Here is a 21,879-nt window from a genome sequence, read left to right as displayed (position 1 = left end):
ATACGTATGAAAATAATTGATGTAAATAAAGCCACTAAACAGGAGAATCCTCATGGTGTTTCTGTGAACAAGTTATATGATACGGAGCATGCACAGATAATGCACATGGAGCTTAAGCCCGGAGAAAGCCTGAAGAAGCACTCCACACCTACGGATGTATGTTTTTACATCCTTGAAGGAAAAGGCATTGTGGAGATCGGCGAGGAAAAGGAAGAGGTTTCAAGGGATATGCTTATCGAAAGCCCTGCAAAGATACCTCACAGACTGATGAACGAAGGAACAGAGAATTTCCGTTTCCTTGTGATCAAGGCTCCGCGGCAGACAGAATCCACGAAGATGATGTAACAGCTTACAACAGCAATTCAATTTTAATTCTGTTTTTCTTTTTTATATTTTTGCTTTTCTTTATTTTTGATGTCTTTTTCAGAACAATATTTTATGCAATATCCCCAGTGTTACTTTTACATACATTTTTTGCATACTTAATCATAACATATTTATATTGAATCTGGTATACAGTAACATAAAGTATCACTTTCAGTGATTTGAACTAATTATTAAGACAGAGGCGATCGAATGAATATATTGCCAGAGCCGGAGGTTTTGCTCTCCGACATGAATTTCGTGCTGATCATATCCGCATTCCTCCTGGGTGCATTACATGCGCTTGAGCCAGGTCATGGCAAATCCGTAATGGCTGTGTTCGTTATGAGTACGCGTGCAGACCTGAAAGATGCACTCATACTGGGATTAACTGTAATTTTCTCCCATGTGATAGTAGTGATCACGTTAGGAGTGGCATCTATCTATCTTGTAAATATCCTGAATGCCGATATTACTCATGATATTATGAGCGTGCTTGGAGGTCTTATACTCATAGGAGTAGGTGCATGGATACTGCGCAGGTTCTATCACCATCATGAAAATGATCACAGCCACCAGATCGATACCCGCAAAGGCGTGATCGCAATTGGGCTTTCCACGGGCCTGGTTCCCTGTCCGGCGGCTCTGGCTGTACTGCTGCTGGGCATTGCCACCGACCATGTGTACAATGGTTTGATATACATACTTGTATTCAGCATTGGACTTGCTCTTTCCATAGTTTGCCTGTCTGTGCTGTTTGTAAAAGGTCGTGGGTTCCTGCAGAGCTATGTGGGCAGCAGTAAACTGGAAAAATTGCCCCTTGCCAGTGGTTCTGTTATTATTGTGATCGGCTTGTTCACTCTGCTGCATCCTCTTATGGAACATTTCGGAATGTGATATCTCTATGATCTCAATCTTAGACACTCTTATAATAGAATACCACAAGATTCATATCCCGGATGCACTCCCATGACATTATGGGCTCAGAAAGTACTGTCCTTTTCAGGGAAGTGCAACGCTTCGATCAATGGTGGCTCAGGTTACTGGTCCTTGTACCCACCTCTATGGTGTGGTATGGCGCCATACAGCAGCTGATCCTTGGTAAGGCCTTTGGTGATAACCCCACATCAGACATCGGAATGTCGATCCTGCTGATCCTCTTTGGAATACTTTTACCCCTTTTTATGTATTCTCTTAAACTTAGAACTGAAGTAAGACAGGATGGACTTTACGTCCGCTTTTATCCGTTTCATCTATCTTTCAGGCACTACCCATATACAAATATAAACATTTATAGAGTGCGGAAATATAGTCCCATCAGAGAATACGGTGGATGGGGTATTCGTTATGGGCGCAAGGGTATGGCCTACAATGTGAGAGGTAACTGTGGGGTGGAACTGGAGTTCAATGACGGGAAAAGCCTGCTGATTGGATCACAGGAACCTGAAGAACTGGAACGCTACATACATATCGCCATGAGAAGATAGAAACTGCAGATACAAGTGATACATAACCCTGTTATCTATTAGTATAGATCTTTTTATTAGTATTGATCATATCCCTCAGTTCACTCGTATCACAACGAACCTAATATTTTTATGTATGCTTCACCTAATACATCACGGAGATGTTCTATGACCGATAATACACAGAAAGTACTTGAAGCAATGAAAAACGCAGGAAAGCCAGTGAGGCCGGGAGATGTCGCCAAGATTACCGGGATCGACAGCAAAGAAGTGAGCAAGATCATCAGTTCCCTGAAAGAGGAAGGTAAGGTAATTTCTCCCAAACGCTGCTATTATTCTGCTGAATAAGCAGTTTGCTCTCTTTTTCTTTTATGTTTGCCTGATCAGTGTGATATTGGCTTTTCTCTGACGTGGCCCGTCAAGTTCCACAAAGAATATCCTCTGCCATGTGCCAAGTACAAGCTTGCCATCTATAATGGGTAGAGTTTCACTTGACCCCAGGAGCATAGCCCGCAGGTGAGAATCGGCATTGTTGTCTATGCGATCGTGATTATAACCTGCTCCGGGAGGCACCAGCTTGTTAAGCAGGTTGAACATATCGGAAAGCAGCCCAGGTTCATTCTCGTTAATGATGATAGCAGTAGTCGTGTGAGGCGTACTTATCACACATATGCCACTGCGTATTGAGCTTTTGTTCACTTCTGATAGAACATCGTCTGTGATGTCTATCAGTTCGACTGCGAGATTCGTATCGATCTTCATAAAACCACTCCACCATCAGTATTCTTCATGCTTCGATATAGGTCTATGGGAATATACCATTAATTCCGATCTTAAGGGCGAAACATGTTTATTGTATTGTGATATCTATTTACATAGGGGTATAGAGCATTTACACTTGTACAACTGTGCGGAAGTATACCTTTATATACCACTTGTTCGTATAAATTAGAACAAATGGGGACAAGTGGGCAAGCAACTTGATTTGCTGAGAGCCTACAAAGGAGCTATTATATGGACGACAAGAAAAAGCATTCTTTCGATGAGGATTTTGATAAAAGCCCGATTATGGACATCGAACAGCTTATTCAGCACTTGCTGTCCATGTTCTCCAGAGATGCTGATGACATCGGTGAGTCCTTTATCTATGGGTATACCATCTTCCAGAAGGTCGGCGAAAAGCCCGACATACAGGGTTTCAAAATAGCCCACTCCTCTTTTTCCGAGGATGAAGACGATGAAGAAGGCGATATATACATAAATAATGTGGAACCGGTTATCGAGATCTTTGAAACTGAAGATACTGTGTACTTGACAGCAGAACTTGGAGTGGATGAGGAATATGTGGAGTTCTCCCCTTCTGAAGAAGCAGTGGAACTGGTGGTCATAGCACCTAACGTTGGATATTCAAGAGTTATGGAACTGCCTGTACCGGTAGATCCCGAGACTGCGGTATACACTTGCAGGAACGGTGTTTTTGAGATATCTCTCAAAAGGACTTGTTCTGAATAAGATATGAGAGCATTCTCATTACATTTTTGATGTGTACTTATTTGTTTTAACGTAGTTCATTATTTTTTAGTTAAGTTACTTTTGATTAAAGTCGATCAACTTTAACACACCCCAGTATTTTTATCAGTTATACCTAGTTCTAATGCCATATTTGTTTTTACCAAAACTTTTTATAGTATAAAGTCGGAATACGGATAGATACTGTACAATACAGTAGAATAATAATTATAATGGTGTATGGAAATGGAACCGACATATATAAGCAAAATAATGTTGCGGATAATATGGTCATCCGACAGGATGTTATTTACAGGCTCTTGCCAGATACAGAGGTGTTATTGAATGGCGCTTGATACGGGCGATACGGCCTTTATTCTAATCTGTACTGCCATGGTTATGCTTATGACCCCCGGTGTGGGTTTGTTCTATGGCGGTATGGTAAGGAACAAGAACGTCATTTCAATGATCGCAATGTCGTTCATAGCATTCGCAATAGTGACCATCCAGTGGGTAACAGCCGGTTATTCCCTGGCGTTTGGAAGTGATATCTCAGGCTTTATAGGAAGCCTTGAGCACTTTGGCCTTAATGGCGTAGGAATGGGCGGAGAAGGGATACCTGATATACTGTTCATGGTATTCCAGCTGGTATTTGCAGGCGTCACACTTGCAATTCTCACATCCGGTGTTGCAGAGAGGATAAAGTTGAGCTCTTTTATAGTACTGGGCGTGCTGTGGACCACACTTGTATATGATCCCCTGGCCCACTGGGCATGGGGCGGTGGCTGGGCATCGCAGCTTGGGGCACTGGATTTTGCAGGAGGTACTGTAGTACACATAAGTTCCGGATTCGGCGCCCTTGCTCTGGCCCTGGTAATCGGGAAGCGATCGGGGTTCGGCAAGTTCAGCATGGAAGCCGAGAATATCTCACTTACTTTGATAGGTGGCGCTCTCCTATGGTTCGGATGGTTCGCCTTCAATTCCGGAAGTGCACTTGCAGCTAATGGCTTGGCAGCAAATGCCTTTGTAGTCACTAACATTTCAGCGGCCTCCGGTGCTCTTACCTGGATGCTTGCTTCATGGGCAAAGGGTAAGCCCAGTTCCCTGGGAATGGTAAGCGGTGCAGTGGCAGGTCTGGTGGCAATAACTCCTGCATGCGGATTCGTCGGACCCATGGCAGCGATAGCAATAGGAGGTATTGCAGGTGTGCTGTGCTACAGGATGCTGCTCTTGCGTGTGAAGAAGGGTCTGGATGAAAGCCTGGACGCCTGGGCCATCCACGGTATGGGGGGTCTGTGGGGAGCTCTCGCAACAGGGATATTTGCAAGTGCTTCCATCGGAGGTGTGGACGGCCTCATATACGGCAATGTAGACCGATTCCTGATCCAGGCTCTGGATGCCGGTGTTGCCATTACATATGCCTTCGTGGTAACATACATCCTCGCCCAGGTGGTAGACAAGACCATGGGACTGCGGGTGACAGAGACCGAGGAATATGTAGGACTGGACATCTCGCAGCATGGTGAATCCACGAAGGGATGAGGGAGGTGATAACGATGAAGAAGATCAATGCAATCATACGTCCGGAGATGCTTAACGACGTTAAGGCTGCCCTGGCAGAGAAGGGATATTTCGCCATGACAGTATACGAGGTAAAGGGCAGAGGTTCTCAGAAAGGGATATGCCTCCAATACAGGGGTAAGAAGATAGAAGTGGATATGATCCCAAAGATAGAGATAGATATGGTGGTGAAGGATACAGATGTCCGTCCAATCATTGATATCATACGTAAATCAGCCCGTACGGGCAAATTCGGTGATGGAAGGATCTTTGTCTCCCCGGTGGAATTGGCCGCAGCCATCAGAACAGATGATGAAACCACAGAATAACTATAAAAATAAATGGCCGGATAACTCCGGCAACTATCTTTATTCTATATTTTTAGTTAAAAATAAACTGAATGGAGCGAAATAACAGTCGCTCACATTCAAACCATTCAGGCTTTTGTCACGGTCAACTTCGGTCTCTGGTCGGCATTTGACCAATCCGAGCTGTAGAAGGCAATGTAATTATCACCCTCAGTTCTTGCCTTGAGGAAGAAACCGGTATTTGTAGTACCGCTTACATATTCCTGTACAAGCTGTGTCACATCGAATTCATGGTACTGGTTATCAGGGACTGTACCAGCCGGGAAGGTCACAGATGCATAAGGAGCACTGCCCTGGGCAACGCCATTAACATCGAACCACGCCCCACCCACTGGTGTCCATGCCTTGCGATAATCGTAGTAGTACCACGTCACATACTTCGGGTTCCACGCCCCTGGTCTGTAAACTTCAACAACAGTATCAGAAGTGCGTGTCTTGCCTGCCGGATAATACCAATATAGTGAGAGTGTTGCCTGGGATATTGTATCATCTTTATCATACATGCTAAGGTCGAACAACATCACATCCCTGGCACGGGATTTGCTCTTTCCAACATCCAGATAGGTTGCAGTGGAAAGAACTGAGCACGCTGAAGACTCACGCAAGTTATTGTCGTAGGTTGGAGTCAGAGTCATAGACACAGAAGGTGTTTCGGGTGCAACTTTGATCAACCAGGCATCTGCAGAACCAGCTCCGTACGACATGGTCTCTCCTGCAACAATGTATCCCCCATCCGAAGCCTGCTGGACCGAATATACAGAATCACCTTCAGTTCCACCAAACTTCGTGGTCCACTGCTGGTTACCATTACTATCAACTTTGATCAACCAGACATCAGTGTCGGGAACGCCATACGAGCGGACAGTGCCTGCTAGTATGTATCCTCCATCCGAAGTCTGATAAACCGAGTATGCACAACCAGCAACATCGGTCTCATATCCTCCACCAAATCTCTTATCCCACGTCATGTTACCATTGCTGTCAGTTTTGAAGAGCCAGGCAGCACCCGGGTCTCCCAGATCACCCCCAGCTTCTCCTGCGAGTATATAGCCTCCGTCAGAAGTCTGCTGAACTGAATTTGCGAAATCATAACCAGCTCCACCTGAGAAACCCGTACTCCATATCTGATTGCCTTCGCTATCAACTTTGCTTAACCAGAAATCCAGAACTGAAGTTGGCCTCTCAACCCAGCCTGCTATTATGTATCCCCCATCCGAAGTCTGATCAACGGAAGATGCGTGATAATCAAAACCATCATCTGTTTTGGCAAAAGTCGTATTCCACTGCTGGTTACCATCACTATCAACTTTGATCAACCAACCTGGACTATAGCTACTATCTGGAGAAGAAGAGTTTGTATCTGCTGCTATAATGTATCCTCCATCCGAGGTCTGCTGAACTGAAAAAGCATGATCATAATTTGATCCGCCATATGTCTTATTCCATGTCTGGTTACCACTACTATCAACTTTGATCAGCCAAACATCACTATAAGCTCTTCCATATTCATCAGTACCCCCAGCTCCATACGAAGCAGTAGCTCCTGCTAGTATATATCCCCCGTCAGAAATCTGCTGGACTGAATTTGCACCATCATCCAAGGTTCCGCCAAAGGTCTTATACCATGTCTGGTTGCCACTACTATCAACTTTGATCAGCCAGGCATCAGATCCACCAGCTCCATATGAAGAAGTAGTTCCTGATAGTATGTATCCCCCATCCGAAGTATTCTGAACTGACTTTACAACGTCATCCGAGGTTCCACCAAATGTCTTGTTCCACTGTTCTGCAGGAGCAACTGCCTGCACTACTGTGGGTATGATCGCAAATAGAATTAAGGCCGCCAATAATACTGTTATTTTACTGTTCATTTTACTACACGCCCCTATCCCTATATCCCACTATTCACTTACATATAAAAGTAAAATGAAATGTGGGATCACTGATATCCACAATCAAAAGACCATCAATGTATACGTAGCATAATCGCCTTCTATGGTAACATCAGATACTGCTGATAGACTAATTGTTCTCTCTAATTCTGATGGATCGGACACATCAGTGAGATCTAGTACAACAAGATCCTGCCTCTGGCCAATTTATGTATAACAACAAAGCTTATTCCTACGGCCAATAACAGAAACAACAGTAAATCCCAGATTAGATCGATCTACCTGATCTTATTCAAATACATACCCTCTCCACCAGTTATAGCAAACTTCCAGTTACCTTAGTGGATACCCCCATGTATAATATAGGAAGAAGGCCCAAATATACTTTATGAAAAAATTATGCAAAAAATAATATAATTATAAGTTTAAATTTTGTTTTTTCAAAAGCCATAAAAATGTAAAATTATTGTGACGAGTGCATTGATCTGGTTTTTCTCATACCTTGCAGTAAGAATAGTGATGATGTAATCCTTAAGACCCATGATATCTCAGGGAAGATGAACTCAGAGTATTACATTTACCTCAATGATAAGAATGATAAGCAATGAAATGCTTAGTGGATCTCTTTTTCCAGGTACCTGAACACTTCTTCAAGGTCCGTATATCTGAGATAAGCATACTCATCAAGCGGTGTGGGCATGTTATTGACTATGACCAGTCTGCAGCCATGCTTTATAGCGTTAAGAGGCAAGGAAGCTGCCGGATGGACCACCAGGGATGAACCGATCACCACCATAAGATCGGCTTGCGAGCTTTCGGAAATTGCCTGAGAGAAGGAGTTTTGGTCCAGCATTTCTCCAAAAAAGACAATATCAGGCTTAACAAGACCTCCACAGCGGTCACATTTTGGGACGACCTGATGACTGTGCACAATAGGGGAAATAAGCTCATAAGGGAATTTTTTGCCGCAGTGCAGGCAGGTGTGCTGTGCAGGAGAACCATGGATCTCTATGACCCTCCTGGAGCCTGCCTTCTGGTGCAGCATGTCAATGTTCTGGGTGATTATCGACTTCACCATGCCCTCATCTTCCAGTTTCGCCAGCATTCTATGGATTATGTTGGGTTCCTTCTCTTCCAGGTTGTAGATGAACTCCCTGCCATGAGTATAGAAATATGCTGGATCCTTGCGGAAGTAATGAATGTCGAAGATCTTATCCGCATCGAATTGCTTGTATATGCCCTTGCTGCCCCGAAAGTCAGGTATACCTGACAGTGTAGAGATACCGGCACCACTGAGGAACACGCAGTGACTGGAGCTATGCATAAGGGAGAGAAGCTGATGCATAAAGAGAGATTGTTGCTGAGAGGTATATATCTTTTACCCGATCTTGCGAAGAACGTCTCTGACTCCCTGAATACCATCACAGGATTGGACACTTTCATCACTGTTTTGCCGTTTATCTGCTAAATAACAGAGCAAGAGTTTCGGACATCCATGACCACCGATGGAAGTTGTGTGTCTTTTATTACATAGCTTTAAATACAGAAAACTAAAAACACTTCTATTGCTTCACTGTCAGAGAAGGGTTATACGTTACAATAGGAAGGGAACAACAATGGAAAGAAAAGAAAGGGAAACGATCCTCAAAATCATCACGGCAATAACTTTTCTGGTTATGGTTGCTGTCAATGGTCTGGCCAACACCCTCCCGATCAATGGAGTGAACACTGGCCAGATCTCAGATTCCTATCCCAATCTCTTTGCCCCGGCAGGACTGACCTTTGCTATCTGGGGACTCATATACCTGCTGCTTGCAGGATATACACTGTACCAGCTTGGCATTTTCCGAGACGATACAAGTGCCACGAGGACTGAGCTATTGAGCAGGATCGGAGTACTGTTCTCTGTTTCTTCCATTGCCAATACAGCCTGGGTATTCGCCTGGCACTACCACATAATCCCATTGTCCATGTTACTGATGATAGTGATCCTTGTTTGCCTGATCCTGATAAACCAGACGATGAAGAACCAAGGTTTTTCTCAGAGGGAATATTTTTTCATCAGGCTCCCGTTCAGCGTGTACTTCGGCTGGATCACAGTAGCAACCATTGCTAACGCTACTATCCTTCTAGTAAGCATTGGATGGAAAGGTTTTGGACTGGCTGAAGCGACCTGGGCCGTCATAATGATCATTGCAGGACTTATCATAGCAGTCGCAACGATGCTAAAGAACAGGGATATAGCTTACGGACTTGTTATTGTCTGGGCCTATGCGGGAATATTACTTAAACACACTTCATCCGAAGGATTCGCCGGCCAGTATCCTGCAGTTATCACCACAACGATGGTCAGCATCTTTTTGTTGCTTCTTGCAGAAGCATATATCCTGAGGTCAGCAAGGAAAAGGATGGCCGCGTAGAACGGCCCCGGAGAGAATGTTGCATTTTGCTTATCAGCAGGTCCGGTTTCGCGGAAAGGATGCATGAGCTAGCTGAAAATTTTTTTCTGCTGACGTTGGATGGATAGCTTTCAGCCGGAGATGAATAAGGAAAAAGCATTTAAGGTGAATCAATTTTATTTAATTCACCTTGTAATGTCTCTAGCCTTGTTTTTAGTGCAGGCAGTTCATTTTCCACAGTATCCCACACTAGATTGTAATCAACAATAAAATATGCATGAATAAGCCTGTTTCTCATCCCGGCAATCCTGCTCCAGGGTAGATCTGGAACAAGAAGTTTTATATTTTCAGGTATTGCCTTGGCAGCCTCACCCAGTATCTCAAACTGCCTTACAACTGCACTCTTGGTTTTTGCATCACACATGAAATCTTCTTTATCCATACCATGAGTAAAATCCTCTATTGCCTCTACTGCATCGATCATTTCAGACAAGTATAGCAAAGGTGACCTCATAAAGCCACCAGCTCTCTTAACACATCATCACGCATCATTGGATGCAAGGCTCGCATGGAAACCACATCAACAGGAATGCCAAGTATCTCTTCAAGGTAGTCTCCAAGTCCCACCAGATCAAATAGAGTTGCACCATCATCGAAATTAACAAGTACGTCCACGTCACTGTCAGCTTTCTGTTCACCTCTGGCATAAGAACCAAAGATGCCTATGATCTCAGCTTTGAACATTTGTCTGATCTCATTCCTATGCTGCTTGATCAGGACTTTCATATCATGCATTATTATGTGCCTTCCCTCCATCTTATCCGTGAACGATCTCTCTATAATCTAAACTAACTACGTTCATATTAAAGATTGCTGACCATTTCCATGACTTTGGTTCAGTTGCCCTTTTGCCACTATACCATTGCCAGATAGGTTCTGTAGAGAATTTAGATAAACTTTTTTTGATCGATCGATACAATTTTTTATCAATGCAAAGGCGCTAAGACGCTAAGGAGCAAAGAAGAGAATTAGAAGCTTTGCTTCCTTGCGACATTGCGTCTTTGCGTTTCAAATGAATTGTATTAAGAAATAAATAAGGATAAAAAACAACAGAGAGAAATAGTGCATGATCTTTTTTATTTCAGCCAGAGCCTGCTATCTCCGGGAAAAGATCGCAGCCATTCTCGAAAAAAACAATGTCCGGATCATCTGTCCCTGCGTGAGAGCATACTCCCCTGTGAGACATGTGCTAATGAAGAAGTATCCACTGAAGGGCGCATCCACATGAATGTGAAGAACTCATCTAAAGATGAGGTAATGGACAAGATCAAACGGCAAAAAAGGTATGGACAGCTTGTGTTCGGAGAACTGAAGAAATAAATTATGGCAACGTTTAGGAAGGGACTTCAATAAGAAAGATGCACTGAAAGGAAAATAATATATGGGAAGCGAATTAAATCAGACTGTCAATAACTAAAATTAAAAAGAAAAATAAAATATAATTAAACATGACATTACTCATCAGATGATAGAGTATATGCCATATTATCTTTCACAAAATGTTCAAAGAAGCTTGATCTCAAAGCCTACCACAGGCTGTCCCAGACCAAAGTTAACCAGTACCTGTGGATAGATTTCGCCTATGACACCTACTTTGCTTCCGTTGACAAGGATATCAGCACGTCGGCCATTCAGGAAAGCAGGATCTTCTGACTCTACAACCTCATAAAGCATCTGCTTTTCCCGCATAAGTGCCTCAAGTAATTCCCTTACTTCAGTGAAATTTGCACCTGCATGGATGGATACCGCAGCAAGATGCAGACAATTTTTCCCATTCACAACTACCTCCCCTACTTCAAATATGCGCTGAGGCAGTTCCCTGTGCTGGTTGAGAGATAGTATTTCCATCAGGTTAGGCAGCAGCGTTGTCCGCACCATGGTCTGCTCTTCACTGATAGGATGCATGACGCAGGTAACATCATCTGTAACCGGACGGCACATCCATTCAAAGTGAACTTTTTCACTGGTGAGTGTGAATGGCATTACTTCCGAAAAGCCAAGACCTACCATAATGCTTCTTATATGGCCACGTTCCAGAGAAACCGGATGCTGAGTACCTATAGTAGCATTCATGGGCAAGATAGGCTTTATGCTCTTGTATCCATAGGCTATGGCTATGTCCTCGATAAGGTCCGAATTATCCAAGATGTCCGCTCTATAACGAGGAACCTGCACTTCCACAGTCCCATCTTCCAGGACCTTTGCACCAAATCGCATACTTTCAAGCATTGCAACAATCTCTTCCGGAGATAGATCAATGCCTGAGAGGTCCAATACTTCTACAGAGGTGAGATGCCTTATCTCAGGAGCCATATCAGGTGTAATGTTTTCCGTACCATCTGCATTGATGATGCGCACGAACTCTATCTGTCCACCTCTTTCAGCAAGGGCGCTTGTAACGATGATCAGAGCGGTGTATACAGCATCACTTAGACCCGTCACGTCAATAAATAGGTCTGTGGTATTCTCATGCACCCGCGTAAGAGTACCATTTATGATTGGTGGGAAAGAAAGGACATTACCATTGGCATCCGTGATGAGCGGATATTTAGACAGACCTTCTACAAGATGAGCAAACCTTACTCCCTTTGGGTGCTTTTCAATTATTTCCCTCATGGACAGAGGCTCAGTGAAATCCAGAGGCACAAAGCGGAAGTCAGGATCCACTGCCTGGTATTTGAAAGGCGGCTTGATGTGGGCCATGTCATGCACACCAATGGAGACCTTTTTACGGTTGCGTCCGATGGCCCAGTGCAGGTCTTCCTGCAGGTCCATGAGGGATTTTATAGAGGAAGAAGTGAACTTCATGCCTCTGACAACTGCGCACCCCAGAACCGGTCTGACATCATCTATTGCAGCATCTTTATAGATCTCGACACTGTAAGGTCTTACCTCATATTCGCAAAGCCCTTTCTCGATTCCAAGGAAGCCGCGCATGGCCCTTGCGGCACCCTCAACGCTGTATAGGTCAGGGCGGCTTGGAAAAAACTCGACATCAACATGATCATCTTCCAAACGTTCGACATCCGCACCGATCATTGGAATGCGGCTGACAATGGTTTTCCTATCGGCACCTGTAAGCTTTTCAAGGTCATTATAATCTAGGGTGATAACTGGCATGGAATGTAGCCTCTTATTTATTGAAGGACTGAATGCTACCTGAACATGAACCATCTGAGATTTAATATTTTTGTTCAGGACATGACTGAGATACTTTAAATAAAAAAGTAAGCAGCTTAAAATAAATTGTTACTTATAAAATTAATTAAGTGGCAAATGGGTTTATAATAAATTGTTGAATATATAATTAAATTTTATATAGGTTTCTACACAGATTATAGAGCCACTGCTTATTTTCCAGATCAATGTCCTGTGCTTAACATATAAAGGGTACGATTACACGATAGATACAATGCAATAATAGTGGATTTCAGTAGTTGCTACGCACTATCTTTGAATGTAGAACTATCTAAATTTGATTAACTTTATGACAAGAACTATTTATAAAAAATAAATAATATAGAAATATTAAAATTAAATTATTGCCATACTACTAGTATCAATTGGTGGAAAAATGCTTGATAATTCCAGTGTGAAAGAAGAGGATAATAAAAAAACTATTATTATTGAGCCACAAATAAATCGGGCTCTGCCAACAACGCAAGGAAATGTATCTAAAAATACCGAAGAACCCACTATAGAGAATAAAGTCGAACAAAAGGATGCTTTAGCGCATATATTTAAAACAGAAGAGAGTGCCTGTTCCTTGTTGAACGATATTCGAATACTGGTACCCCGCTCCCCAAAATTTGGATCTCCTCATAATATTGAAGTACATGGACCATACGGGGCAGATGAAAATATTTCCAGTGAGGCTCAGAAGGTTATTATCGAAAGTGAAAGGGCAGAAAGTACAGTTGAAAGCGTATGCAGTGTATCTGAAGGCGGTTTGAAAAAGAAGTCTTCGGTACTGGATAAGATCCGTAATCTTTTCGAAAAGGAAGAACAAGAAATAGAGAAATACGACCATGAGATACACGGACAGATATCTCATTTTAGTGGCCTTGAAGGCTACGAGGAGATCGAACACTACTGGGTCAAGAAACCTTATAATTTCGTGGTCATCCTTTTCAATGCTGAGCGTAACAATCATCTTTACTATGTGGTAGAACCCGAACTGACCTACTTTGAAAAAAGATTCCATTGAAGATGTTTCAGGCAACGGGCACGATCTGCCTATATTCCTGTACCACCGAAAACACACTAACATTGCAACAAATATTGTTTTTCATGAAGATGAACTTAACTCTTTCATTATCCAGCTTGCCCAAAGAAGTGGAAAACATATATATGTGGCAGAACCAATGGTTGATGCCGCAATGCCCGAAGGGTCAAGGATACAGATGACCCTGGGCACATGTGTAACTGCGCATGGCAGTACTTTTACCATACGTAAGTTCAGCGATGTTCCTATCACCCCCTGTGGACCTTATCAAATGGGGTACGTTCTCAGCTGAATCCATGGCTTATCTCTGGCTGTGTATTGAAAATAATAAGAGCCTGATCTATGCAGGAGGTACAGCATCGGGTAAAACCTCATCCCTTAACGCTGTTTCCCTGTTCATTCCTGAAAAAGCAAAAATCATCACCCTTGAAGATACACGGGAACTTAAACTGCCCCATCCTAACTGGATACCCAGTGTTACCAGGGATTCGTTTACCGCAGACGAACGTGGGGCTGTGGATATGTATGACCTGCTTAAGGCTGCCTTAAGATAAAGGCCGGAATACCTGCTTGTGGGCGAAGTAAGAGGAAAGGAAGCACTCACACTTTTCCAGGCCATGTCCACAGGTCATACAACATTTTCCACCATGCATGCAGATTTATGAAGGTTTTATCAGATCTAAAAAACAGCTCAATTTAAACAACACATTAAAGAATCCCCTTGCACCCATGTTCACTAAACCTCTCTTCTCAGCCATAGTTACTGTTCCTCTTGCATTGCTTGTACTGATGATACCTTTTGCTCTTAACATGCATAGTATTGCCACTCCTGCACAGCTGGTGGATTTCATTGACGATAAACTTGTTCTTTCACTTTTCATTATCCTGATACCTCTGGCTATATTCCATGAGATTAAGAATATGAAGAAGAAAAGGATAGAGAACAATTTCCCAGATATGCTGAAGAAACTGGCAATCACCAATGAAACAGGCATTACCCTTAGGGATTCGATACAGCTGATGGCAAGATCAGATACAAATATCCTGAGCAAGGAAATAAAGAAAATATGGAATGATATTACCTGGGGTCTTGAAATTAATGATTCATTGATACGTTTCGCCAACAGGTTAAGAACACAGGTGATCACTCGTTCTCTTTCTCTTATCACAAAGGCAAATGAGTCCAGCGGGGATATCGGTGAAGCGCTTATAGTTGCTGCGAGGGACGCTGCCTCTGAACAGGCCATGCGCCGGGAAAGAAGCATGAGAATGATGATCTATATAGTTATAATCTACATTTCTTTCCTTGTGTTTGTGGGTGTGATATTCGTCATATCCACTACGTTCCTTGCTGAAATGGCTGCAGCTGGGGAGAAAATGGCTGCTTCGGGATCTTCCGGAGGCTTTCTGGGAAGCTTTGATCTGGATGCCTATACCCAGCTATTCAAACACGCAGCTCTGATACAAGGACTTAGCTCCGGACTCATGGCCGGGGCTATGGGAGAAGGAAGTGTGATGTCCGGGCTTAAGCATTCGATAATCATGATGACAATTGGTTTTGTTATCTTCACGCTGTTCATTTGAACATATCAACTTTTATGCATTGCTCTGGTTATAATAATGGATGAGAATAGCAGGAATAGATGAGGCCGGAAAGGGACCTGTGATCGGTCCGATGTGCATTGGAGGTGTGCTTGCAGATAAAGGTAAGCTAGATTCCCTGAAGAATCTGGGAGTTGCTGATTCCAAGAAACTCACACCTAAGAAAAGAGAACATCTTGCACACCAGATAAATAAATATGCACACAAGGTCTACGTTTTTGAGGTATCTCCATCGCAGATCGATGAATTGCGCAAGGTTATGAGCATGAACCAGATAATGGTCCTGGGTTTTTCCAGGGTGCTTGAAGAATTGCAGCCCGATATGGCCTATGTCGATGCTGCGGATGTGAATGCAGCAAGGTTCGGAACAAATCTGAAAGCACAGTATGCAAAAAAGTATCCTGAAAAGTCCGAAGAGCTGACCGTAGTTTCCGAACACCAGGCAGATGCGACATATCCGATAGTGTCTGCAGCCTCGATCGTAGCCAAAGTGAGAAGGGATGAACTGGTAAAAGAGCTGATAAATAGAATTGGTATCGATCTGGGAAGTGGCTATCCTTCAGATCCTAAAACAAAGCGTTTCCTTGAAGACTGGAGCAGAGAACATGGTACTCTGCCGGATTTTGTCAGACATTCGTGGAAGACCGCTCTAAACGTGCTTAAAGAAAAATAGGTTCATGCAGAACCTGTTATGTGATCTGCCATGGATTCGAATATCTTAAGCCCGTCCTTTGAGCCGAGTATGTCCTCTGAAGCTCTCTCCGGATGTGGCATCATGCCCAGTACATTACGGGAGGTACTGGCAATGCCTGCAATGTTCTCCTGTGAACCGTTGGGATTTACCTCATCGGTAATGTGACCTTCGGCATCTGCATATCTGAAAACCACAAGATCATCGTGTTCCAGCTGCGCCAGAGTATCCTCGGTGGCATAGAAATTGCCTTCCTTATGGGCTATGGGGATATGCACCACTTCACCTTTTTTGAACCTGGAGGTGAATGGAGTTTCTATGCTTTCCACACGCAGACAGTTAGGCTGGCACCTGAACTTGGGGTACATATTGGTTGTCAGGGCACCTGCAAGCAGGCCGGATTCTGTAAGTACCTGGAAACCATTACATATACCGAGAACTGGCTTGCCCTCTTTAGCCAGTGTCTTCACCGACTCCATAATAGGAGTACGTGCTGCTATGGCACCGGCCCGGAGGTAATCACCGTAGGAGAAACCACCGGGGATGACCACCCCTTCAAAACCAGAAAGACTTTCTTCCTTGTACCATACAAGTCTTGCATCCAGACCTACAACATCCTGCAGGACGTGAAGCACATCCTGGTCACAATTACTGCCGCCGAACTGGATAATGGCAACGGTCATCAGATTTCCCTCAAAGTGATGCTATAATTGTGTATTATTGGATTTGCAATGAGCTTCTGACACATTTCTTCCACATTCTCTCTTGCAGCATGGATGTTGTCTGAGTCAAGCGTGATAGTATATTTCTTTGCAGTATTCACACTTTCCGGGGTGTACCCCAGGTGTTCCAGAGCTCTTTTTATAGTAGTGCCCTCCGGGTCAAGCATACCGGATTTTAATTCGATGATCACATCAGTTTCATATCTCATGATTTATCCTCAATTAGATTAGTTGCTATAGTATAACAGACCACGCAATTAAAAATAACGCTTTATAGCTTTGTCCTCAGGGAGCGCTCTGCGTGTATCAGCCTCTGTAAAGAAGTGATGTGTGTAAGGATGACGATTAGCATTATCGATGGTACCAGATGTCCTGTAAAGGCACCCAGGACCAGAAGGACCATGCGCTCCGGCCTTTCGGCAAGACCGACATCCATAGATTTAGCGCCTGCAGCTTCTGAACGAGCCCTTGTATAACTGACAAGATAAGAGCCAATAAGGGCAAGGGAACACCAAAGCCAATCCGGGATGAGGAACAAAGGATACGGGACTATACTTCCGTTTATCAGTCCATAAATGATGCCGACAAAGATAATGGCATCTGCATAGCGATCACATACGGAGTCCAGCACAGCTCCAAAGGCTGTCATCCTGTTGGAAGCCCGGGCCACGGCGCCGTCGAGCACATCAAAGATACCGCTGACAAGGATGAGTACTCCGCCCAGTACCACATAACCTCTGGCGAAGATCATAGCTGTTATAATGCTCACAGCCAGGCCTATAACAGTAAGCGTGTTTGGAGAAATGGTTATTCCTTTAGCCAGAGGTAATAAAGACTTCCTTACGGTATTTTTGAACTTGCTGAAAATGATGCATCCCTCACTTATCCTATAGTGATTTTGACAATATATTATTTTAGTCATCTGTTGTGAACGAAAGTAAACAACTGTATAAACCTGTCCTATGATGAGCATGAGTAGTATTATACAGTATAATATAGAAAACATTAAATATGGATTTGAGTGGTTTTTACCTGCTGCTGGAAGAAAAATGATGGTACATCCATCCAGGGTTTAATGTGATCACGCACCCAGCAAGAGGTAAAAATATGAGACCTGAGCGTAAGATGGTGGTTTGTGAGAATAATGGTCTGGTAATAAAGAAGATAGCTTTGTCCTACAGAAAAATGAATGGTGAAGAGATCTTTTTACTAGATGCAGAAGCAGAGGTCGAGGAAAAAACAAAGTACAGAACTGCTGATGAGCTGTACAAACGCATAGAAGATAATTTTATAAACATTGGTTTGCTCAAAAGGGTGGATATGTCCTCTATGAGTGATGATGTGATACGGGAACTCATACTAAAAAAGCATGAAAAGGAAGAAAACTTCCTTAACGCCGGTGCAGAAAGAGGGTTCAAACTCGCAGATGACATAGATCCTGATGACATCCTAAGGTTCTATATTGCATTAACCCCTGAAGAGAGGGTCGAGTTCAACTGTAATCCCTGATCCTCAACCTTTTTCCCCACAGAAAAGTCGATGCCGTAAGATGAGATGCAATAGGTTATTAGTAAGGAACCACATTTAATCTGCTGTCCCTGCAGAGCTATTGCAGGGAAGAGGAAAAGGAAAATGTGCGGTATTACTGGTTTTTTTAACAGGGAGAGTGCTGCCGAACTAACCCTCAAAGCGCTGCATATACTGTCAGACCGCGGAAGGGACAGCACAGGCGCCGCAGGGCCCGGTTGGGTGGAATATGCGGCTGCTGCTGCGAAGCTGCACCTTCCGCATGAGAACAATACCATCGGTCACACCCTGCATTCCATGGTAAATTTCACCAGACAGCCTCTTGTTTATGCAGGTATCTTTGCATCCAATTGCGAGATATACAACTGGAAAGAGCTGGCAGAAACTTGCCGGATCGAAGCTTCCAATGATTCGGATCTGCTTGTAAAGCTTATCGAAAAAAGGCTGCAAGATGGCAATGTGAACACCTCAGATCCCACAGCAGTGATGCAAAATATCTGTGATGCTCTGGACATGCTCAGGGGTGTGTACGCATTCGCCTACTGGCTGGAAGATATAGTTTATATTGCGCGGGATATCATCGGTTTGAAACCTCTCTGGTACAGCTTTTCAGAGGGTTTTGCCTTCGCCTCGGAGAAAAAGGCATTGAAAGCAACAGGCTATACTGACATAAAAGAGCTCAATCCTAGGGAGATACTGGCGTATGACATAAAGAGTGGAACAGTTCACCGTTACACCAGAAATTTCTTTTATATTACCCCTCGGCATGAAGGCACTTTTGAGCAAATTGCAGAACAAGTGCAACTGTTGCTTGAAAACGCTGTAAAGATCCGCTTTCCTGATGAACCTTTCGGGATACTGTTCTCAGGGGGTCTGGATTCCACCATCCTGGCTTACATGTGCAAGAGACTTGGAAAAATTCCCGGAAAGGACTTCAAATGCTATGCTGCGGGCCTTATGGACGTGCAAGAGCCGCCGGATATAGCATATGCCCGCCGGGTAGCACAAGTCATCGGATTGGAGCTGGTGGTGTATCAGATAGACCTGGAGCAGGTGGAAGAGTACCTCAAGACCGTGGTACCTCTGGTGGAGGATACGAATGTTCCCAAAGTCGGAGTGGCGCTTACCATGTACACGGCCTGCAAGGCGGCAAAGGAGGAAGGGATGCGCGTGATGTTCTCAGGCTCAGGGGCAGACGAGCTGTTCGCAGGGTACGACAGGCACAAACGTTCTACGGATATCAGCAGGGACTGTTATGCAGATATCCTGAAGATCTATGAGAAGAACACCTATAGGGACGATGTTGTGGCAATGTATCACAATATCGAAATGCGAGTGCCTTATCTTGATAAAAGGTTCGTGGAATATGGCCTTAGGATACCACCTGAGTTCAAGATAAATGCTACTGAGAACAAGCTCATCCTGCGCAGGGTCGGAGAAAGGATTGGCATACCTGCACAGTTCACCCGGAGGAAGAAACAGGCTGCCCAGTATGGCAGCAGGTTCGATAAGGCCATCGACAGGCTTACCAGAAAAACAGGGTATGACACCAAGACGGAGTACCTGAAACAGTTCTATGATTATCCCAACCTGAAACTGGGTGTGCTGTTCAGCTCAGGCAAGGACAGCAACTATGCCATGTACATCATGCAGCAGCAGAACTATGCCATTGAGTGCCTGATAACCATTAAGAGCATCAATCCTGATTCCTATATGTTCCACACGCCCAATATCGGCCTGGCGCAATTGCAGGCCGAGGCTATGGGCATTCCTCTCATCGAGCAGATAACCCAGGGAGAGAAGGAAACTGAACTGGAAGACCTGAAAAAGGCCATGCTTCAAGCTAAGCAGGAATTTGGCATCGAAGGAGTTGTCACGGGTGCCCTGTACTCCAACTACCAGCGGGAGCGGATCGAGCGGATATGCGACGAACTAGGGCTTAAGGTATTCTCGCCCCTGTGGCATATAGACCAGGAAAAGGAGATGAGGCAACTGCTTGCCCTGGGCTTCAGGTTCATTTTCAGCAGCGTAGCAGCTTATGGTCTGAACAGCAAATGGGTCGGACGCATCATCACAGAGAACGATATAGACCGTCTTGTAAAGCTCAATGAGAAGATCGGGCTCAATGTTGCAGGCGAAGGCGGTGAGTTCGAAAGCTTCGTTGTGGACGCACCCATGTACAAAAAGAAGATCGAGATCCGTCAATTTGAGGTCATCGAGCTGGATGAGTACACTGCAAAGGTCACGATCACGGATGCTGTGCTGGTGGACAAGGCAGAAGAATGACATTTTTAGGCACTTATATATTGCTGCTTCCTTTGAGGGTAGTTTTATAGAGTTTTGACTGTTGCAAAAGCCCTGCCAAGAGTGGAAGCAACATATCCTGCAATACTCAGACCTCATCATTATGAGTATCAACATATTTAATATATTCATGATGTTTAAATACTTGAATAATCGATGTTTGAGTGTAGATCTTACCCTAGCCTGCAAACAAGCAAGGCCAAAAAGGATAACGCATCCTAGACGAGGGAGAAGATCTAAAAACGGAGGGAAAAAATGACATATTCCAAATTAATGCCAGTAATGCTGCTGACAGTAGCCGTACTTGGCTTGGTGTCTGTAGCAACTGCTTGTGAGATATCTGGTTATAAATACCAGGAACTTGGCGATGGGACCCCCTATACAGATCATCCTCTGCAGGGCTGGACTATTAAGCTGTACAAATCTGTGGGTACAACTGAACCAGTTCTTCTAGCTCAGACAACTACAGATGCATCAGGGCATTACAATTTCAGCGAAAAACTTGGAAAGTTGCCTGTATACCCTGAATACAAAGGTACCGTATACGGAACCTATTATGTCTACGAAAACATGGAAACCGGATGGACACAGCTATTCCCGTCAACTGGCTACCATGAGGTGACCTTAAGTGGAGGAAGTGACGGCATAAATGTGGTCCAGAACCTGAATTTCGTAAACCAGCAAGACAAGGTTTGCTATAAGGAGGAGACCGCTTGGGCAGCCGGTGACAGATATGTCCCTAAGGGCAACTGGGCAACATATACCACTTATAAGAGCGGAAATACTGTTACGATCTATGCCGGTCAAAAAATAGATGCAGGCACTGTCACGTTCTCAGCACCTGTCAATGGGAAAGTGACCATCACCATCAACCTGAAGAATGGAGCAGTTTTCTCTGATGTACAGGAAAACCTGAAGATCCAGGGATACACAGCTGTACCACCTGCGAAGAATCCAGCCCCCGGTAAATTTACCACATACAAGGGCACGTTCTCCGGCAGCAGTGCTACAATAACTGTTCCGCAGTATGCGTACTACGGTATCCACCTGGATGTAAAGGTTCCTTCGAACTGAAGTGAACCTGGGATGCACAGGTCCTCTGGACCTTGTGTATCATTTTGTGAAAAAACTTCTTTTTTTCTTTTTCCCGATCCTCTACAAATCGTCTGACTTCCATCAATTGCACTTTCC

25 protein-coding genes and 1 pseudogene are annotated in these 21,879 nt (G+C 44.1%); 17 read left to right on the top strand and 9 right to left on the bottom strand.

Annotation, left to right across the window (positions count from 1 at the left end):
• Positions 1 to 6 precede the first annotated feature (6 nt).
• From METHO_RS05155 to METHO_RS05140, 4 genes are all read left to right on the top strand, one after another.
• The gene (locus METHO_RS05155; protein WP_048831248.1) at positions 7 to 345 is read left to right on the top strand and encodes a cupin domain-containing protein; all 339 of its coding nucleotides are present in this window, start codon (positions 7 to 9) and stop codon (positions 343 to 345) included.
• Between the two features lie 231 nt (positions 346 to 576).
• Positions 577 to 1,260 (top strand): HoxN/HupN/NixA family nickel/cobalt transporter, encoded by a 684-nt coding sequence (locus METHO_RS05150; RefSeq protein ID WP_015324472.1) that lies wholly within the window; start codon positions 577 to 579, stop codon positions 1,258 to 1,260.
• Between the two features lie 80 nt (positions 1,261 to 1,340).
• Positions 1,341 to 1,850, top strand: a complete 510-nt coding sequence (locus METHO_RS05145; RefSeq protein ID WP_245546336.1) for a DUF6141 family protein — start codon at positions 1,341 to 1,343, stop codon at positions 1,848 to 1,850.
• Between the two features lie 147 nt (positions 1,851 to 1,997).
• The gene (locus METHO_RS05140; RefSeq protein ID WP_015324470.1) at positions 1,998 to 2,177 is read left to right on the top strand and encodes a hypothetical protein; all 180 of its coding nucleotides are present in this window, start codon (positions 1,998 to 2,000) and stop codon (positions 2,175 to 2,177) included.
• Between the two features lie 21 nt (positions 2,178 to 2,198).
• On the opposite strand, the gene METHO_RS05135 is transcribed toward METHO_RS05140, so the two are convergent.
• Positions 2,199 to 2,591 (bottom strand): secondary thiamine-phosphate synthase enzyme YjbQ, encoded by a 393-nt coding sequence (locus METHO_RS05135; protein ID WP_015324469.1) that lies wholly within the window; start codon positions 2,589 to 2,591, stop codon positions 2,199 to 2,201.
• Positions 2,592 to 2,843: 252 nt separating this feature from the next.
• On the opposite strand from METHO_RS05135, the gene METHO_RS05130 reads away from it, so the two are divergent.
• The 3 genes from METHO_RS05130 (at position 2,844) to METHO_RS05120 (ending at position 5,227) form a co-directional block, all read left to right on the top strand.
• Entirely contained in the window at positions 2,844 to 3,341 is a 498-nt protein-coding gene (locus tag METHO_RS05130) for an Hsp20/alpha crystallin family protein (protein WP_015324468.1), read from the top strand.
• Positions 3,342 to 3,683: 342 nt separating this feature from the next.
• Positions 3,684 to 4,880, top strand: a complete 1,197-nt coding sequence (locus METHO_RS05125) for an ammonium transporter (protein WP_015324467.1) — start codon at positions 3,684 to 3,686, stop codon at positions 4,878 to 4,880.
• Positions 4,881 to 4,894: 14 nt separating this feature from the next.
• Entirely contained in the window at positions 4,895 to 5,227 is a 333-nt protein-coding gene (locus METHO_RS05120; RefSeq protein ID WP_015324466.1) for a P-II family nitrogen regulator, read from the top strand.
• 107 nt (positions 5,228 to 5,334) lie between these two features.
• Here METHO_RS05120 and METHO_RS05115 read toward each other — a convergent pair whose 3' ends face one another.
• Together METHO_RS05115 and METHO_RS05110 are read right to left on the bottom strand one after the other, a co-directional pair.
• Complete coding sequence (locus METHO_RS05115; protein WP_015324465.1) at positions 5,335 to 7,137, bottom strand: disaggregatase related repeat-containing protein; 1,803 nt, start codon at positions 7,135 to 7,137, stop codon at positions 5,335 to 5,337.
• A 634-nt stretch (positions 7,138 to 7,771) separates the two neighbouring features.
• Positions 7,772 to 8,503: an NAD-dependent protein deacylase gene (locus METHO_RS05110; RefSeq protein WP_015324463.1), complete on the bottom strand. Its 732-nt coding sequence runs from the start codon at positions 8,501 to 8,503 to the stop codon at positions 7,772 to 7,774.
• Positions 8,504 to 8,774: 271 nt separating this feature from the next.
• Between METHO_RS05110 and METHO_RS05105 the strand changes: the two genes are divergently transcribed.
• On the top strand, positions 8,775 to 9,578 hold the full coding sequence (locus METHO_RS05105; RefSeq protein WP_015324462.1) for a hypothetical protein: 804 nt from the start codon (positions 8,775 to 8,777) through the stop codon (positions 9,576 to 9,578).
• A 139-nt stretch (positions 9,579 to 9,717) separates the two neighbouring features.
• On the opposite strand, the gene METHO_RS05100 is transcribed toward METHO_RS05105, so the two are convergent.
• A complete protein-coding gene (locus METHO_RS05100) occupies positions 9,718 to 10,041 on the bottom strand; it encodes a HepT-like ribonuclease domain-containing protein (protein WP_245546366.1) in 324 nt (107 codons plus the stop codon).
• A 26-nt stretch (positions 10,042 to 10,067) separates the two neighbouring features.
• Positions 10,068 to 10,352 (bottom strand): nucleotidyltransferase family protein, encoded by a 285-nt coding sequence (locus tag METHO_RS05095; RefSeq protein WP_245546335.1) that lies wholly within the window; start codon positions 10,350 to 10,352, stop codon positions 10,068 to 10,070.
• A gap of 327 nt (positions 10,353 to 10,679) precedes the next feature.
• Here METHO_RS05095 and METHO_RS05090 point away from each other — a divergent pair, with 327 nt between their 5' ends.
• Complete coding sequence (locus METHO_RS05090; protein WP_015324459.1) at positions 10,680 to 10,937, top strand: hypothetical protein; 258 nt, start codon at positions 10,680 to 10,682, stop codon at positions 10,935 to 10,937.
• Between the two features lie 183 nt (positions 10,938 to 11,120).
• Here the strand turns inward: METHO_RS05090 and pheT are convergent, their stop codons facing one another.
• Positions 11,121 to 12,737 carry a phenylalanine--tRNA ligase subunit beta gene (gene pheT / locus METHO_RS05085; RefSeq protein WP_015324458.1) on the bottom strand — a complete coding sequence of 539 codons (1,617 nt, stop codon included), beginning with the start codon at positions 12,735 to 12,737 and terminating at the stop codon, positions 11,121 to 11,123.
• A 454-nt stretch (positions 12,738 to 13,191) separates the two neighbouring features.
• On the opposite strand from pheT, the gene METHO_RS14100 reads away from it, so the two are divergent.
• The 5 genes and pseudogenes from METHO_RS14100 to rnhB all read left to right on the top strand — a co-directional run bounded on the left by METHO_RS14100 (position 13,192) and on the right by rnhB (position 16,117).
• On the top strand, positions 13,192 to 13,824 hold the full coding sequence (locus METHO_RS14100; protein ID WP_015324457.1) for a hypothetical protein: 633 nt from the start codon (positions 13,192 to 13,194) through the stop codon (positions 13,822 to 13,824).
• On the top strand, positions 13,805 to 14,134 hold the full coding sequence (locus METHO_RS14095) for a type II/IV secretion system ATPase subunit (protein WP_052309357.1): 330 nt from the start codon (positions 13,805 to 13,807) through the stop codon (positions 14,132 to 14,134). Before METHO_RS14100 ends, METHO_RS14095 begins: the two co-directional genes overlap by 20 nt.
• A pseudogene (locus METHO_RS14090) lies at positions 14,049 to 14,507 on the top strand (type II/IV secretion system ATPase subunit). The gene METHO_RS14095 and the pseudogene METHO_RS14090 overlap by 86 nt, the downstream one beginning before the upstream one ends.
• Positions 14,494 to 15,426 (top strand): type II secretion system F family protein, encoded by a 933-nt coding sequence (locus METHO_RS05075; RefSeq protein WP_015324456.1) that lies wholly within the window; start codon positions 14,494 to 14,496, stop codon positions 15,424 to 15,426. The pseudogene METHO_RS14090 and the gene METHO_RS05075 overlap by 14 nt, the downstream one beginning before the upstream one ends.
• 40 nt (positions 15,427 to 15,466) lie before the next feature.
• Positions 15,467 to 16,117 carry a ribonuclease HII gene (gene rnhB, locus METHO_RS05070; protein WP_015324455.1) on the top strand — a complete coding sequence of 217 codons (651 nt, stop codon included), beginning with the start codon at positions 15,467 to 15,469 and terminating at the stop codon, positions 16,115 to 16,117.
• 2 nt (positions 16,118 to 16,119) lie between these two features.
• On the opposite strand, the gene purQ is transcribed toward rnhB, so the two are convergent.
• From purQ to METHO_RS05055, 3 genes are all read right to left on the bottom strand, one after another.
• Positions 16,120 to 16,818: a phosphoribosylformylglycinamidine synthase subunit PurQ gene (gene purQ, locus METHO_RS05065; protein WP_015324454.1), complete on the bottom strand. Its 699-nt coding sequence runs from the start codon at positions 16,816 to 16,818 to the stop codon at positions 16,120 to 16,122.
• On the bottom strand, positions 16,818 to 17,066 hold the full coding sequence (purS, locus tag METHO_RS05060) for a phosphoribosylformylglycinamidine synthase subunit PurS (RefSeq protein WP_015324453.1): 249 nt from the start codon (positions 17,064 to 17,066) through the stop codon (positions 16,818 to 16,820). The genes purQ and purS overlap by 1 nt, the downstream gene beginning before the upstream one ends.
• Positions 17,067 to 17,128: 62 nt before the next feature.
• Positions 17,129 to 17,779, bottom strand: coding sequence for a CDP-alcohol phosphatidyltransferase family protein (locus tag METHO_RS05055; RefSeq protein WP_156811038.1), 651 nt, complete (start codon positions 17,777 to 17,779; stop codon positions 17,129 to 17,131).
• 185 nt (positions 17,780 to 17,964) lie between these two features.
• On the opposite strand from METHO_RS05055, the gene METHO_RS05050 reads away from it, so the two are divergent.
• The 3 genes from METHO_RS05050 (at position 17,965) to METHO_RS05040 (ending at position 21,762) form a co-directional block, all read left to right on the top strand.
• On the top strand, positions 17,965 to 18,366 hold the full coding sequence (locus METHO_RS05050) for a hypothetical protein (RefSeq protein ID WP_015324451.1): 402 nt from the start codon (positions 17,965 to 17,967) through the stop codon (positions 18,364 to 18,366).
• Between the two features lie 123 nt (positions 18,367 to 18,489).
• Positions 18,490 to 20,670: a diphthine--ammonia ligase gene (locus METHO_RS05045; protein WP_015324450.1), complete on the top strand. Its 2,181-nt coding sequence runs from the start codon at positions 18,490 to 18,492 to the stop codon at positions 20,668 to 20,670.
• 273 nt (positions 20,671 to 20,943) lie between these two features.
• Positions 20,944 to 21,762, top strand: a complete 819-nt coding sequence (locus METHO_RS05040; protein ID WP_015324449.1) for a hypothetical protein — start codon at positions 20,944 to 20,946, stop codon at positions 21,760 to 21,762.
• Positions 21,763 to 21,879 lie beyond the last annotated feature (117 nt).

The sequence above is a fragment of the Methanomethylovorans hollandica DSM 15978 genome, from assembly GCF_000328665.1.
Taxonomy (GTDB): domain Archaea; phylum Halobacteriota; class Methanosarcinia; order Methanosarcinales; family Methanosarcinaceae; genus Methanomethylovorans; species Methanomethylovorans hollandica.
Note: the sequence above shows the minus strand (reverse complement) of the source record. Positions and strands in the feature narration are given on the sequence as shown.